14 protein-coding genes are annotated in these 13587 nt (G+C 73.2%); 6 read left to right on the forward strand and 8 right to left on the reverse strand.

Translation table 11 applies throughout. From position 1 onward, the window contains the following. Positions 1-92: 92 nt before the first annotated feature. Positions 93-782 (forward strand): pentapeptide repeat-containing protein, encoded by a 690-nt coding sequence (locus OG956_RS19145; protein WP_330339185.1) that lies wholly within the window; start codon positions 93-95, stop codon positions 780-782. Between the two features lie 6 nt (positions 783-788). On the opposite strand, the gene OG956_RS19150 is transcribed toward OG956_RS19145, so the two are convergent. After that, positions 789-1289, reverse strand: coding sequence for a hypothetical protein (locus OG956_RS19150; protein ID WP_330339186.1), 501 nt, complete (start codon positions 1287-1289; stop codon positions 789-791). Between the two features lie 91 nt (positions 1290-1380). Here OG956_RS19150 and OG956_RS19155 point away from each other — a divergent pair, with 91 nt between their 5' ends. After that, complete coding sequence (locus tag OG956_RS19155; protein WP_330339187.1) at positions 1381-2766, forward strand: M1 family metallopeptidase; 1386 nt, start codon at positions 1381-1383, stop codon at positions 2764-2766. Positions 2767-2781: 15 nt separating this feature from the next. On the opposite strand, the gene OG956_RS19160 is transcribed toward OG956_RS19155, so the two are convergent. The 3 genes from OG956_RS19160 to OG956_RS19170 all read right to left on the reverse strand — a co-directional run bounded on the left by OG956_RS19160 (position 2782) and on the right by OG956_RS19170 (position 5106). Beyond that, entirely contained in the window at positions 2782-3255 is a 474-nt protein-coding gene (locus OG956_RS19160; RefSeq protein WP_330339188.1) for a hypothetical protein, read from the reverse strand. Between the two features lie 7 nt (positions 3256-3262). Further along, positions 3263-4219, reverse strand: a complete 957-nt coding sequence (locus OG956_RS19165; protein ID WP_330339189.1) for a bifunctional GNAT family N-acetyltransferase/NUDIX hydrolase — start codon at positions 4217-4219, stop codon at positions 3263-3265. 311 nt (positions 4220-4530) lie between these two features. Next, the gene (locus OG956_RS19170) at positions 4531-5106 is read right to left on the reverse strand and encodes a TerD family protein (RefSeq protein WP_180330508.1); all 576 of its coding nucleotides are present in this window, start codon (positions 5104-5106) and stop codon (positions 4531-4533) included. A gap of 195 nt (positions 5107-5301) precedes the next feature. Between OG956_RS19170 and arfB the strand changes: the two genes are divergently transcribed. After that, the gene (gene arfB, locus OG956_RS19175) at positions 5302-5730 is read left to right on the forward strand and encodes an alternative ribosome rescue aminoacyl-tRNA hydrolase ArfB (RefSeq protein ID WP_330339190.1); all 429 of its coding nucleotides are present in this window, start codon (positions 5302-5304) and stop codon (positions 5728-5730) included. A gap of 132 nt (positions 5731-5862) precedes the next feature. Further along, positions 5863-6723: a sigma-70 family RNA polymerase sigma factor gene (locus OG956_RS19180; RefSeq protein WP_330339191.1), complete on the forward strand. Its 861-nt coding sequence runs from the start codon at positions 5863-5865 to the stop codon at positions 6721-6723. Between the two features lie 32 nt (positions 6724-6755). Here OG956_RS19180 and OG956_RS19185 read toward each other — a convergent pair whose 3' ends face one another. Beyond that, positions 6756-7247 (reverse strand): flavin reductase family protein, encoded by a 492-nt coding sequence (locus OG956_RS19185; protein ID WP_443065685.1) that lies wholly within the window; start codon positions 7245-7247, stop codon positions 6756-6758. Between the two features lie 417 nt (positions 7248-7664). Here OG956_RS19185 and cdgB point away from each other — a divergent pair, with 417 nt between their 5' ends. Together cdgB and OG956_RS19195 are read left to right on the forward strand one after the other, a co-directional pair. After that, entirely contained in the window at positions 7665-9317 is a 1653-nt protein-coding gene (gene cdgB, locus OG956_RS19190; protein WP_330339193.1) for a diguanylate cyclase CdgB, read from the forward strand. Positions 9318-9434: 117 nt separating this feature from the next. After that, the gene (locus OG956_RS19195; RefSeq protein ID WP_330339194.1) at positions 9435-10376 is read left to right on the forward strand and encodes a carbohydrate-binding protein; all 942 of its coding nucleotides are present in this window, start codon (positions 9435-9437) and stop codon (positions 10374-10376) included. Here OG956_RS19195 and OG956_RS19200 read toward each other — a convergent pair. The 3 genes from OG956_RS19200 to OG956_RS19210 all read right to left on the reverse strand — a co-directional run bounded on the left by OG956_RS19200 (position 10373) and on the right by OG956_RS19210 (position 13525). Continuing rightward, positions 10373-11302 carry a 1-phosphofructokinase family hexose kinase gene (locus tag OG956_RS19200; RefSeq protein WP_330339195.1) on the reverse strand — a complete coding sequence of 310 codons (930 nt, stop codon included), beginning with the start codon at positions 11300-11302 and terminating at the stop codon, positions 10373-10375. The two genes, OG956_RS19195 and OG956_RS19200, sit on opposite strands and share 4 nt — an antisense overlap. Before the next feature lie 136 nt (positions 11303-11438). Continuing rightward, positions 11439-12584, reverse strand: coding sequence for an N-acetylglucosamine-6-phosphate deacetylase (nagA, locus tag OG956_RS19205; RefSeq protein ID WP_330339196.1), 1146 nt, complete (start codon positions 12582-12584; stop codon positions 11439-11441). Continuing rightward, entirely contained in the window at positions 12584-13525 is a 942-nt protein-coding gene (locus OG956_RS19210; RefSeq protein ID WP_330342886.1) for an ROK family protein, read from the reverse strand. The genes nagA and OG956_RS19210 overlap by 1 nt, the downstream gene beginning before the upstream one ends. Between the last annotated feature and the right edge of the window lie 62 nt (positions 13526-13587).

The following is a 13587-nucleotide window of genomic DNA, read 5'->3' on the forward strand; positions in this document are numbered from 1 at the left end:
ACGCATACGACGGTTCGCCCGGCCGGAATGTGACATCACCCGGGCCTGCCCAGGCCAGGGGCATTGTCAGTGGCGGGGTGCAGCATGAGGGCATGGCGAGGAGAGCGACGGACGGCCGTGCGGCGGGCCGGGCAGGGGTGAAGGGCGCGCGCCGGCCGGAGCTGCGGCTGCCGCCGCTGGAGCCCTGGTCCGGCGGCGGACTGGCGCCGGACGGGGACTATGACGGGCTGGAGTTCCAGGGCGCCGACCTGACGGGGCAGGACGGCGGGGGCGCCCGCTTCATGGACTGCGCGCTGACCGGCTGCCTGGTGGACGGTACGGCGCTGGGCCGGGCCAGAGTGCTCGACTCGGTGCTCAGCGGGCTGCGCGGGGTGGGCACGCATCTCGCCGAGTCCACCCTCCGGGACGTCGAGCTGATCGACGCCCGGCTGGGCGGCGCCCAGTTGCACGGCGCGGTCCTGGAGCGGGTCGTGGTCCGCGGCGGCAAGATCGACTATCCCAATCTGCGCGAGGCCCGCCTGAAGGACGTCGTCTTCGAGTCGTGCGTGCTGGTGGAGCCGGACTTCGCGGGCGCCACCCTGGAGCGGGTGGAGTTCGTCGACTGCGCGCTGAGAGAGGCCGACTTCGGCAGCGCGACGCTGAAGGACGTGGACCTGCGCGGGGCCGCGCCGCTGGAGATCGTCCGGGGCCTGGACCGGCTGTCGGGGTCGGTGATCAGCACCGCGCAACTGCTGGACCTGGCACCGGTGCTGGCGGCGGAGATGGGGATCCGGGTGGAGTAGGAGGGCTCAGGGAATCCTGGGGAAGCGGGCCTGGAGGGTCCAGATCGCCGGGTTCTCCGCGAGGTCCTCGTGGAGGTCGGTCAGGTCGGCGATCAGGTCGTGCAGGAAGTCGCGGGCCTCGCGGCGCAGTTCGGCGTGGGAGAAGCTCAGCGGGGACTCCTCGGCCGGCACCCAGTCGGCGCTGATGTCCACCCAGCCGAAGCGGCGCTCGAACAGCATCCGGTCGGTGGACTCGGTGAAGTCCAGCTCCGCCCGCTGCGGCCGGGCGGCGCGGGAACCCATCGGATCCCGGTCCAGCCGCTCCACGATGTCGCACAGCGCCCACGCGAAGTCCAGCACCGGCACCCATCCCCAGGCCGTGGACAGCTCCCGGTCCGCCTCGGTGTCCGCGAGGTACACGTCACCGCAGAACAGGTCGTGCCGCAGCGCGTGGACGTCCGCGCGGCGGTAGTCGGTCTGCGGGGGGTCCGGGAACCGGTTGGAGAGGGCGTAGCCGATGTCGAGCACGGAAGAGATGGTGTCACGCCCAAGGGGCGGCCCCGGACCCGAGGACCAGACCCGGTGATCACCCGGAACCACGGCACTTAAGATCACTGACATGTCCAGATCCGTACGCCTTGTCCCGGCCGTCGCGGCGCTCCTCGCCCTCACCGCCGCCGCGTGCGACGGCGGTGTCCGCGGCACCCCCGGCGGATCCGGCGTACACGACCCGTACTTCCCGAAGGCCGGCAACGGCGGCTACGACGTCGGGCACTACGACCTCGCTCTCGACTACGCCCCCGTCACCCGCCGGCTCACCGGCACGGCCGTCATCACCGCCCGCGCCACCCAGGACCTGTCCGCCTTCGACCTGGACCTCGCCGGGCTGCACGTCGACTCGGTCACCGTGGAAGGCCGGAAGGCCCGCTTCAACCGGGCCGGCCAGGAACTCACCGTCCGCCCGCACGACGACCTCCGCAAGGGCGAGACCTTCCGCACCACCGTGCGCTACTCGGGCGTCCCGCACACCCTCACCGACCCCGACGGCTCGCAGGAGGGCTGGCTGCCCACCGCCGACGGCGCCCTCGGCCTCGGCGAACCCGTCGGCTCCATGGCCTGGTTCCCGAGCGACGACCACCCCGGGGACAAGGCGTCCTACGACATCACGGTGACCGTCCCCGAAGGCCTGCAGGCCGTGTCCAACGGCGAGTTGGCGGACCAGTCCACCCGGGACGGCCGTACGGCGTTCCACTGGCACGTCGCCCAGCCCATGGCGACCTACCTCGCCACCGTCGCCGTCGGCCGCTTCCGCCTCACCCGCGGCACCGGCCCGCACGGGCTGCCGATCCTCACCGCCGTCGACCCCACCCAGGCGAAGGCGAGCGAGAAGGTGCTCGCGCAGCTCCCCGAGGTCGTCAAGTGGGAGGAGACCAACTTCGGCCCGTACCCCTTCTCCTCCACCGGCGCGATCGTCGACCGACCCGACGACTCCGGCTACGCCCTGGAGACCCAGAACCGGCCCGTCTTCCCCGGCGCCCCGGACACCGGCACCCTCGTGCACGAACTCGCCCACCAGTGGTACGGCGACTCGGTCACCCCGAAGTCCTGGCAGGACATGTGGCTCAACGAGGGCTTCGCCACCTACGCGGAGTGGCTGTGGTGGGAGGACCACGGCGGCGAGAGCTGCCAGCAGACCTTCATGGACTACTACAACGGGAAGGACAAGGCCATCTGGGCCTTCCCGCCCGCGAAGCCGTCGAGCGCCGCGCACATCTCCGACGGCCCCGTCTACCAGCGCGGCGCGATGGTCCTGCAGAAGATCCGGCAGAAGGTCGGCGACGACACCTTCTACGACATCATCCAGGGCTGGGCCGCCGCCCACCGCCACGGCAGCGCGAGCACCGCGGACTTCACGGCGTACGTGCAGAAGAAGGCCCCGCACCAGGACTTCACCGAGATCTGGAAGGACTGGCTGTACGGAGACGGCAGGCCGGCCCGTCCGTGACCGGAGCGGTGTCTTCTAGGCGCCGCGCTCCAGGGCGTCCCGCATCGCGGCGCGGGCCGCCCGGACGGCCTGCGCGTGCCGGAGCCGGTGCTCCTGGAACCGCGGTGTGTCCGGCGCCGGATCGCCCGCCGCGAACACCTCCAGCAGCTCGCGCAGGGTGGTGTACACGTCCTCCATGACGGCCGTCGTCTCCTGCGGGGCGCACAGCAGCACGGTCTCGCGGACCTCGTCGCAGCCGGAGGCGCGGAAGGCGTCCCGTACGGCGGCGTCCGGGCGGCCGGCGTGGCCGTCCCGGTGGGCCAGGGCGGCCGTGTGCCTGTCCTCGTACGCCAGCCGGTACCGGGTCAGGCAGGTGACGTAGAGGTCCCGCCGCTCGCGCCGGTCCCGCTCGCCGGTCTCGCGCCGCCACCGCACCCGGTCGGCGAGCAGCGTCGCGCCGACACCGACGACGGCGCCGAGGCCCGTGCCGGCCAGTGTCGTCCAGTCCACCGCCCGCTCAGCCCTGCCACGCGTCCAGCAGCCCGGCGAGACCCGGCGGCCACACCGGTTCGGGCTGCTCGGCCAGTTCGCGCCGGGTCCACCAGCGCCAGGTGAGGATGCCGTCGGCGGTGTGCGCGGCGGCGAGGTGGGGGCCGGCCGGGTCCCGGCGCGGACCGCGGGCGACGTAGACGTGCTCGTGCTGGCGGACGCGCGTGCCCGAGTGGGTGAAGTCGTGTTCCCACGTGCACAGCAGCGGGCCCGGCTCCAGGTCCGTCCAGCCGGTCTCCTCGGCCAGCTCCCGCAGGGCGGCCTCGCGCGGGGACTCGCCGGGCTCCAGGCCACCGCCGGGCAGCGCCCAGTGGACGCCGACCTCCACGTTGTCGTACCGGAGCAGAAGCACCGTGCCGTCCGGGGCCACCACGGCGGTCCGGGCGGCCTGCCTCGGCGTGCGCTGCGGGTCGCCCAGCACCTTGCGCAGCACGGCGCAGGGGCGGCCGAGGGCGCGGTCGGGGCGGTGGCCGACGACCTCGTAACCGAGGGCGGTCCAGAAGGCGAGGGCCTTGGGGTTGTTCTCGAGCACGGCGAGCCGTACCGCGCTGCGCCGGCCCTGGGCGCGGAAGCGGTCCTCGACGAGCCCGGCGATGGCCCGGCCGTGGCCCTTGCCGTGCTCGGCCGCGTCCACCATCAGCAGCCCGATCCACGGATCCGGGTCGGCGGGGTCGGGGTGGTGGGCGAGCGTGCAGGCGAGGCCGACGAGGCGTCCGTCCTCCGTGCGGGCGAGCAGCACCTCGGCGCCCGGCACGGCCAGGTCCCCGGCCAGCGCGGTCGCGACCTGCTCGGGGCGAATGTCGTCCGGGTCGGGAAAGTCGCCGCTGAGCCGGTGGAACTCGCGGTTGGACGCGTAGAGCGCGGTCAGCTCGGCCAGCAGCGCGGGCGGCAACTCCCGGTCGGCGGGAAGGGGTTCCAGGATCACCCGGGCACGCTAACCCCGCCGAGGCGCCGCCCACTCCCGGTTTTCCGCCGCCGGGAACCCGCGCGTGTCCCGGCCCGCAGGCGGACGCACAGCGGCGCCGGGCCTCCGGCCGCGGCCGACGGCGGCCGGAGACCGCCGCTCCCCGCGACCAGAGGCACCACACCGCAGACCCGGTGGAGAAGGGCCGCATACAGAGGCGCCGCGACAGAGGCTCCCCGACAGAGGCGCCGCGGCAGGGGGTTCGGCCCCGCGTCCGGTGCCCGGGCGCCCTCACACAAGCGGCCGGAGCCCGGTGCAGGGTCCGGCGTCCGTCAGACGTTGACGCCGAAGTCCTGGGCGATGCCGACCAGGCCCGAGGCGTAACCCTGGCCCACCGCGCGGAACTTCCACTCCGCGCCGTTGCGGTACAGCTCGCCGAAGACCATGGCCGTCTCGGTGGCGGCGTCCTCGGAGAGGTCGTAACGGGCGATCTCGGCGCCGCCGGCCTGGTTGACGATGCGGATGTAGGCGTTGCGGACCTGGCCGAAGTTCTGGCCGCGGTTCTCGGCGTCGTAGATGGAGACCGGGAAGACGACCTTGTCGATGTCGGCCGGGAGCGCGGCCAGGTTGACGTTGATCGCCTCGTCGTCGCCCGCGCCCTCGCCCGTGCGGTTGTCGCCGGTGTGGACGATGGTGTTGTCCGGGGTCTGCTTGTTGTTGAAGAACACGAAGTGCGCGTCCGAGTAGACCTTGCCCTGGGCGTTCACCGCGATGGCGGAGGCGTCCAGGTCGAAGTCCGTGCCGGTGGTGGTGCGGACGTCCCAGCCGAGGCCCACGGTGACGGCGGTCAGGCCCGGAGCCTCCTTGGTGAGCGAGACGTTGCCGCCCTTGGACAGGCTTACAGCCATGTTGGGAGTCCCTTCCCTTGGATATGGGTGGTGCAGTGCCGTTGAAGCTACCGTCACCACGAAGAACGTCGAGGGGGGTCCCCGCGGTTCCGGATCCCTTTACCTTTTTTACCGAGCGTCCTTCCCGCCGGGCGGAAGGACGCGGCCGGGAAATCCAGGTGACGGGGACAGGCCGGGACCGGGAACATGGGACGCATGTCCGGTCCTTACGTCATCCGCGGCTCCGTCTCGCTCCCCGAGGCCGAGCTGGTGTGGCGTTTCTCCAGGTCGTCCGGGCCCGGCGGACAGCACGTCAACACCAGCGACTCGGCCGTGGAGCTGCGCTTCGACCTCGCCCGCACCGAGGCGCTGCCGCCGGTGTGGAAGGAGCGGGCGCTGAAGCGGCTGGCGGGCCGGCTCGTCGACGGCGTGGTGTCCGTGCGGGCCTCCGAGCACCGCTCGCAGTGGCGCAACCGCGAGGCCGCCGCCGTACGCCTCGCGGCCCTCCTCGCGGAGGCGAGCGCGCCCCCGCCGAAGCCGCGCAGACCCACCCGGATCCCGCGCGGCATCAACGAACGCAGGCTGCGGGAGAAGAAGCAGCGCTCGGAGACCAAGCGCGGCCGCTCGGGCCGCGACTGGGGGTGATCCCCGGCCGGGTGTGCCCTTCAGGGTGTGGCCGCCACCACGGAAGGCACCTCCGGCGTCACATCCGTGCTCCGCGGTTCGTCAGTGAGGTGGAAGACCCGCGACGACGGACGGAAGAGGCCGGGCAGCCCGATGAGTGAGCATGAGCAGCACCACCGTGACGACGCGTTTCTCGCCGAGCGGTTCGAGGCGTACCGGACGCATCTGCGGGGCGTCGCCTACCGGATGCTGGGCTCGGCCGCGGAGGCCGAGGACGCGGTGCAGGAGGCGTGGTTCCGGCTGAGCAGGACCGACACCAGCGAGGTCGGCAACCTCGGCGGCTGGCTGACGACGGTCGTCGGGCGGGTCTGCCTCGACATGCTCCGCTCCCGCCGGTCACGGGGCGAGGAGCCGTTGGACACCTGGCGGCCGGGTCCCTCCGCCGAGCCGGACCCGGCGCAGGACGCCGTGCTCGCGGACTCGGTCGGGCTGGCCCTCCTGGTCGTCCTGGACACGCTCTCGCCGGCCGAGCGGCTGGCGTTCGTGCTGCACGACCTGTTCGGGGTGCCGTTCGAGGAGATCGCCGACCAGCTCGGGCGCAGCCCGGCCGCGGCGCGGCAGCTGGCCAGCCGGGCGCGGCGGCGGGTGCGGGGCGCGGGCGCGCCCGAAACCGATCTCGTACGGCAGCGGGAGGTGGTCGAGGCCTTCCTGGCGGCCGCGCGCGAGGGCGACTTCGACGGGCTGCTGGAGGTGCTCGACCCCGACGTGGTGGCGCGCGGCGAGGCGGGTGTGACCGTCGGTGCCGCGCAGGTCGCCGCCGGCGCCAAGCGCTACGCCGCCGTGACGCGGGTGGCGCAGCCGGCGCTGGTCGACGGCGCGACGGGGCTCGTGGTGTACGTGCAGGGCCGCCTGGAGCGGGCGCTGACGTTCACCTTCGTCGCCGACCGCATCACGTCCATCGACGCGGTGACGGACCCCGAGGAGCTGGCCGAGCTGACCGTCGAGCCGGTGTAGCCCGGCCGCCCCGCGCCGGCCGGGCGCGGGGCTCAGCCCAACTGCCGGTAGCGGCCCCGGAAGTACAGCAGCGGGCCGCCCTCCGCGCTCGGTACCCGCGCGGTCAGGACGCGGCCGATGACGAGGGTATGGTCGCCGGCCGTCACCCGCTGCTCGGTGCGGCACTCGAGCGTGGCCAGCGCCCCGCCCACCAGCGGGGCGCCGGTGACCTCGCCGCGGACGTAGGGGATGTCCTCGAAGAGCAGGCGGTCGCTGATGCGGCCCTTCATGGCGAAGCGGCCGGCGATGTGCCGCTGGCTCTCGGCGAGGACCGACACCGCCCACAGGGGCTGCTCGTCGAGCAGGTCGTCCATGCGGGCGCCCGTGCGCAGGCTCACGAGGACCAGCGGCGGGTCCAGGGAGACGGACAGGAAGGCGGTGGCGGTCATGCCGACGTCCTCCGTGCCCGGCGCGTCCGGGTCGTCCGGGTCCAGCGGCGGCTCCTGGGCGGTCACCAGGACCACTCCGGCGGCCAGTCGGGACATCGCGGCCCGGAACTCGTCGTTGCTCACCCCCTCAGCATGCCCGGAAGCGGCGAGGGCGGTGGGGGAAGGACTGTTCAGCACACCGGAAACGCTAGTCTGCGCCGTTCGCGGGCCGCATCGGGCCTCCGCCCGAGGCTGGTCCTAGGTCCAGCGGCGGACGCGTGTGTGCATGATGTGTACGTACACCCAAAGCATGCGATCAGAAAACGCACGGGTAAAACGCGGAAACTCCACTCAATTGTTCACGTTCACCTGTGACTTGAGTCACAAGAAGCAGGAATTGTTGACCCTGTGTACCGAGTGGGCAGCGCGCTGTGATTCAGTGGCGGGGAACTGAAAAGCACCGTAAGAGGCAACCCTTAAGTAGCGCCGAAGACAACCCTTGATTCGCTGCGAGGTCTCGGGGGGAGGGCGAGCATGGAGACCGAGTCGGAGCCGTATGTCCGTCTTGCGTCCCTGCGACAGCTGCACCAGGTCATGGCCGACATGAACACGGCACGCAGCCTGGCCGACACACTGCAGACCGTCGCCGACGGCGCCGTACACGCCCTCGGGTACGAGATGGCGTGCGTGAACCTGGTCCGTCCCGACGGCGACCTCGTCGTCGCCGCGTTCGCCGGGAACTCCGCCGCCGAGGCCCTGATCACCGGCCGGGTCGGCTCCCGCGAGTCCTGGGAGCGGCGGCTGAACATGGGCGAGCGCTGGGGGGACCTGGTCTTCATCCCGCACACCGAGGGATGGGTGCTGGACGACGACGACGTACCGCAGTGGTTCACCGACGGGCCCGCACCGCGCTTCGAGGACGAGTGGCACCCCTCCGACCGCCTCTTCGCCCCCATGTACGCGCCGGGCGTGCAGGGCGGCGGCTCCGGTGAGCTGCTCGGCGTCATATCCGTCGACCGGCCGCGCAACGGCCGGCGGCCCGGCGCCTGGGGCCGCGAGGCCCTGCAGATGTACGCCTTCCAGGCCGCCATCGCGATCAGCAACGCGCGGCTGCGCGCCAACATGCAGCGCGCCCTCGTCCGCCTGGAACGCGAGCAGCAGGCCCTGCGGGCGAGTGAGGAAAGCTTCAGGCAGGCCTTCGAGTACGCGCCCTCCGGCATGGCGATCGCCGAGATGGGCGGCGAGCAGCACGGCCGCATCCTGCGCACCAACGACGCCCTGTGCCGCCTGCTGGGCCGCCCCGCCTCCGCGATGCGCCGCTACTCCTTCTCCGACCTGGTCCACCCCGAGGACATCGGCACCCTGCTGCGGACCTCGGCGGAGGGCGGCCGCGCCGAGCTGCGCCTGGGCCGCCGGGACGGCACGTACGTCTGGGTGTCGCTGCGCAACTCCGTCGTCGCGGACGCCGCCGACGGCCCCCGCTTCCTGCTGACCCACGTCGAGGACATAGAGGAGCGCAAGCGCCGCGAGCTGCAGCTCGCCCACCGCGCCTCGCACGACTCCCTCACCGGCCTGCCGAACTCCGCCGAGCTGCGCTCGCGCCTCGCGGCCCGGCTGTGCCGGCGCCCGGCCCACGCCGAGTTGGAGTCCCTGGACGCGGCCTACAGCCACCCCGCCTTCGACATGCCCGCGGGGCACGGCTTCGACTTCCGGCCGGGCACGGACGGCTACGACGCGTACGACCACCATGTGCACACCGTCGCCCCGGAGGACGGCCGCGACGACGGCACCAAGGGGCTCGCGGTGCTCTTCTGCGACCTCGACGGCTTCAAGTCGATCAACGACCGGTTCGGGCACAACGCGGGTGACGCGGTCCTCATCGAGGTCGCGCGCAGGCTGTCGCGCGGGGTCCGGGACGGCGACACGGTCGCCCGGCTCGGCGGCGACGAGTTCGTGATCCTCGCCGACGGTCTCGGCCGGGCCGACGCCCAGGACCTCGCCGTACGGCTGCGCAACGAGATCATCCAGCCCATCCGGGCCGAGGGCCGGGCCGTCCGGGTGGGCGCCAGCTTCGGCATCGGGTGGGCGCACTGCGGCATGACGGCGGACGAAGTGTTGAAGTCCGCCGACGAGCGGATGTACGTAGAGAAACGATCTCGTCCCAAACAGCACCGACGCGCCGGGTGAGCCCCAGGTCAGCGCGCTGATGCGGTCCGAGTCACCCGTTTGGGGCAGCGAGAGCGGGTAGGCTCGCACTTCCAGACCTGTACCGCATCCACCCGCACCCGCTGAGGAGACCTAGGGATGACGCCCGGCGAAAACGGCCCGAGCACGCCCGAGGACGACGACCCGTTCGGCTACCTGTACGCCGACGGTCAGGCCAGAGGGGCTCAGCCGCCGTCCGGCGGTTACGGCTACCCGAACTCGGTCAGCAGAGTGCGCACGGTGGGCGAGCGTCAGTACGGCCAGCAGCAGCCGGCGTACGGCCAGCCGACGATGCCGCAGCAGCAGGCCGGCTACGGCCAGCCGAACGCCTACTACCAGGCCCCCGAGACCCTCCCCGGCGGCGCCCCGCCGAGCACCCACCGCTCCGCGCCCCCCGCACCGGGCCGCCGCGGCCCGAACACCAAGGGCCTGCTGATCGGCGCGGTCGCGGTGGTCGCCGCGGTCGTCATCGGCATCGGCATCGCCATGCTCAACGGCAACCCGGACGACAAGAAGAACGAGGCCGGGCCCAGCACGTCCCCCACCCGGTCCCAGAACCACAGCCCGAGCCCGTCGAACAACGACTCACCGGCGAACAACGAGCTGAAGACCGACGCGGCCGCCGACGGCATCCAGCTGGCGGGCGGCGCGGCGAAGGCCTCGGACGTCAAGGGCGCGCAGAGTTCCGACGGCTCCTACGTGGGCGGTCTGAACCAGGTCGGCGCCTCGATCACCTGGAGCGTCGACGACGTCCCCGCGCAGGGCGAGTACACCCTGTTCACGCACTTCAGCGTGGCCGGACCGGACCAGAAGATGACGGTCAGCATCAACGGCAAGCCGTTCGCCACCGGACTGCCGCTGAAGAACTACACCCACGCCAAGGACGGCGACTACGCCCACGGCTGGACGACGACCTACGTGTACCCCACCCTCAACAAGGGCTCCAACACCATCTCCATCTCCTGCCAGCCCGGCGACCAGTGCAACGCCCTGATCGACCAGCTCTGGCTCCAGCAGGGCGAGCACACGCTGCACGGCTAGGCCGCGCCGGCCACCCCGGTCACCGCTACCCGTCCCAGCAGTTCCTCGTACGCCGCCCGGTCGAACTCGCCCGCCGCCGGTGCTCGTACGGTCGCCGCCGAGAGGGCGGCCGCGCGGGTCAGGCGGTCCGGCCAGGGGAGTTGCTGGACGAGCCCGGACAGCAGGCCCGCCACCGCCGAGTCGCCCGCGCCGGTCGGGTTGCCGTGCACCGCGGCCGGCGGGGCGGCGCGCCAGCGGCCCTCCGGGGTGACCGCCAGCAGGCCCTGCGGGCCGAGGGAGGCCACGACCGCGTGGGCGCCGCGCCGGCGGGCGTCCTGGGTGGCGCGCAGCGGCTCGTGGGAGCCGGTGAGTTCGGCCAGTTCCTCGGCGTTGGGTTTGACCAGGTCGGGACGGGCGGCCACGCCGCGGCGCAGCGGTTCGCCGCTGGTGTCCAGCAGCACGGGGACCCGGTGGGCGCGGGCGACCCGGACCAGGTTCGCGTACGCCCCCACCGGCACGCCCGGGGGCAGGCTGCCGCACAGGGCCACCGCCGAGGCGGACGGCAGGAGTTCGTCGTAGCGGTCGAGGAAGGCGCCCCACTCGGCGGGCGCTATCTGCGGGCCCGGCTCGTTCAACTGGGTGGTGTCACCGGAGAGTTCGTCGACGATCGCGATCGTGCGCCGGGTCGGGCCCGAGACGGGGACGAGGGCGTCGGTCAGGCCGGGGACCCCGGCCAGCCGGTCGCGTATCTCCCGCCCGGTCCCGCCGCCCGCGAACCCCGTGACCGTCACCTCGTGCCCGAGCGCCGCCAGCACCCGGGCCACGTTCACTCCCTTGCCGCCGGCCCGCTCGACGACCTCCGACACCCGGTGCGAGGCGTGCGGCCGCAGCGACCGCACGCGATAGGTGAGGTCGAGAGCGGTGTTCAGCGTGACCGTGAGGATCACCCGGGCCGGCCTCCCTCGAAGTCCCTGCGGCACGTCACCCGCGCCTGCCGTCGGTTTCCGGGTCCACGATCATGCCAAACAGACGGCGGCCCGCCCAGTCGTGAGCAGGCCGCCGCCGGGGGAGAATGCGGGCGGATCAGGCCAGTTGGGGCGGGGTGACCACCCACTCGCCCCGCCGCATCACGCCCTTGAGGTCGAAGTCCGCGTCCACCAGGAGCAGGTCGGCGTCCTTGCCGGGCTCCAGGGAGCCGATGCGGTCGAACAGGCCCAGCAGGCGGGCCGGGTTGACGGACAGGGCCGTGACGGCGTCCTGCACCGGCAGCCCGTCCACGGTCACCGCCCGCTTGAACGCGCGGTCCAGGGTGAGCGTGGAGCCCGCGATCGAGCCGCCCTGAACCAGCCGGGCCACGCCCTCGCTGACCTCGACCTCGAGCGGGCCGAGCATGTAGCGGCCGTCGCCGGTGCCGGCCGCGTCCATGGCGTCGGTGATGAACGCGACCCGGTCCGCGCCCGCGTGGTGGAAGGCCAGCTGGAGCGCGGCCGGGTGCAGGTGCGTGCCGTCGTTGATCAGCTCGACCGTGACCCGCTCGTCCTCCAGCAGCGCGGCGATGGGCCCGGGGGCGCGGTGGCCCAGCGCGGGCATCGCGTTGAACAGGTGGGTGGCGACCGTCGCGCCCGCGTCGATGGCCTGCACCGTCTGCTCGTACGTGGCGTCCGTGTGCCCGATCGCCGCGATGACACCGTGCTCGGCGAGCAGCCGTACCGAGTCGACGCCGCCCGGCAGCTCCGTGGCGAGCGTGACCATCACCGCCCGGCCGCGCGCCGCGTCGATCAGCTTGCGGACCTCCGCCGGGTCCGGGTCGCGCAGGAGCGCCTCGGAGTGCGCACCCTTGCGGCACGGCGAGATGAACGGTCCCTCGAAGTGGATGCCGGCGATCTCGCCCTGCTCGGCCAGTTCGCTCAGCATCCCGGCCTGCCGCGCCAGCAGGTCCGTCTCGTCGGTGACGGTGGAGGCGACCAGCGTGGTGGTGCCGTGCGCGCGGTGCGTGCGGACGGCCGTGAGGACGTCGTCGGCGGTGCCGGAGAAGGAGGCTCCGCCGCCGCCGTGGTTGTGGATGTCGACGAAACCGGGGATCAGCCAGTGGCCGGACACGTCGATCACCGGGGCGCTGTCGGCGGCCCGGGCCACGATCCGCGTCCCCTCGACGGACACGCGCCCGTCCTCCACCACTCCGCTGGGCAGCACCACCCGAGCACCTGCGAGAACCAAGCTGGGAGCCATCAGGCGGTTACCTCCGAGGGGTCGGTGGGGTCGAGGAGATCGCGGGCCAGCAGACCCGCGCCGAGGCAGCCGGCCGTGTCCCCCAGCGCCGCCGGGACGATGCCCGGGAGTCTCTGGAACGTGACCCGCCGCTGTACGGCGTCCCGCAGGGGCCGGAACAGCACGTCCCCGGCCTCGGCGAGCCCGCCGCCGATGATCAGGGTGCGCGGGTCCAGCAGGGTGAGCGCGGTGACCAGGCCGTCGGCGAGCGCGTCGACCGCCTCCTGCCACACCCGGACGGCGTTCGGATCGCCGGACGTGACGGCCTTGGCGCAGTCGGCGGCGTCCGCCTCCGGGTCCCCGCAGGCCGCGGCCCACGCCTCGCTCACGGCCGACGCGGAGGCGTACCGCTCCAGGCAGCCGCGCTGCCCGCAGGGGCACGGCAGCCCGCCGGGCCGTACGACGACGTGGCCGATCTCGCCCGCGAAGCCGTGCGCGCCCGCCTCCACCCGTCCGTCGATGCCGATGGCGCCGGCGATCCCGGTGCCGAGCGGCACGAACAGGAACCGGTCGGCGCCCCGGCCCGCGCCGATCCGGCCCTCGGCGAGCCCGCCGGTGCGCACGTCGTGGCCGAGGGCGACCGGGATGCCGAGCCGTTCGCCGAGCAGGGCGCGCAGCGGTACGTCCCGCCAGCCGAGGTTGGCCGCGTAGGAGGCGACGCCCCGCTCCTCGTCCACGATGCCGGGGACCGCGATGCCGGCAGCGGCGGCGCCCTCGCCGTAGTGCGCGAGGCCGTACGCGTGCAGCTCGGCGGCGAAGTCGAGGATCGCCGCGACCACCGCGTCCGGTCCGCGCTCACGGCCCGTGGCGCGGCGGGCGCGGTGGAGCAGCCCGCCGTCGTCGCCGACGAGGGCGGCCTTCATCCCGGTACCGCCCACGTCGAGGGCGATGACATGTCTCACCACGGTCCCTAGTGTGGCCCTCCCACCCGGGAGAGGTCTAGTCCACTCACGTGGTGTAGACC

This window comes from Streptomyces sp. NBC_00557 (assembly GCF_036345995.1).
Classification (GTDB): domain Bacteria; phylum Actinomycetota; class Actinomycetes; order Streptomycetales; family Streptomycetaceae; genus Streptomyces.

Bases quoted from the DNA above. Each gene is read 5' to 3' on its own strand.
- OG956_RS19145 (WP_330339185.1), top strand. From the start codon at position 93: ATGGCGAGGAGAGCGACGGACGGCCGTGCGGCGGGCCGGGCAGGGGTG.
- OG956_RS19155 (WP_330339187.1), top strand. From the start codon at position 1,381: ATGTCCAGATCCGTACGCCTTGTCCCGGCCGTCGCGGCGCTCCTCGCC.
- OG956_RS19170 (WP_180330508.1), bottom strand. From the start codon at position 5,106: ATGGCTGTAAGCCTGTCCAAGGGCGGCAACGTCTCGCTCACCAAGGAG.
- arfB (WP_330339190.1), top strand. From the start codon at position 5,302: ATGTCCGGTCCTTACGTCATCCGCGGCTCCGTCTCGCTCCCCGAGGCC.
- OG956_RS19180 (WP_330339191.1), top strand. From the start codon at position 5,863: ATGAGTGAGCATGAGCAGCACCACCGTGACGACGCGTTTCTCGCCGAG.
- OG956_RS19185 (WP_443065685.1), bottom strand. From the start codon at position 7,247: ATGTCCCGACTGGCCGCCGGAGTGGTCCTGGTGACCGCCCAGGAGCCG.
- cdgB (WP_330339193.1), top strand. From the start codon at position 7,665: ATGGAGACCGAGTCGGAGCCGTATGTCCGTCTTGCGTCCCTGCGACAG.
- OG956_RS19195 (WP_330339194.1), top strand. From the start codon at position 9,435: ATGACGCCCGGCGAAAACGGCCCGAGCACGCCCGAGGACGACGACCCG.
- nagA (WP_330339196.1), bottom strand. From the start codon at position 12,584: ATGGCTCCCAGCTTGGTTCTCGCAGGTGCTCGGGTGGTGCTGCCCAGC.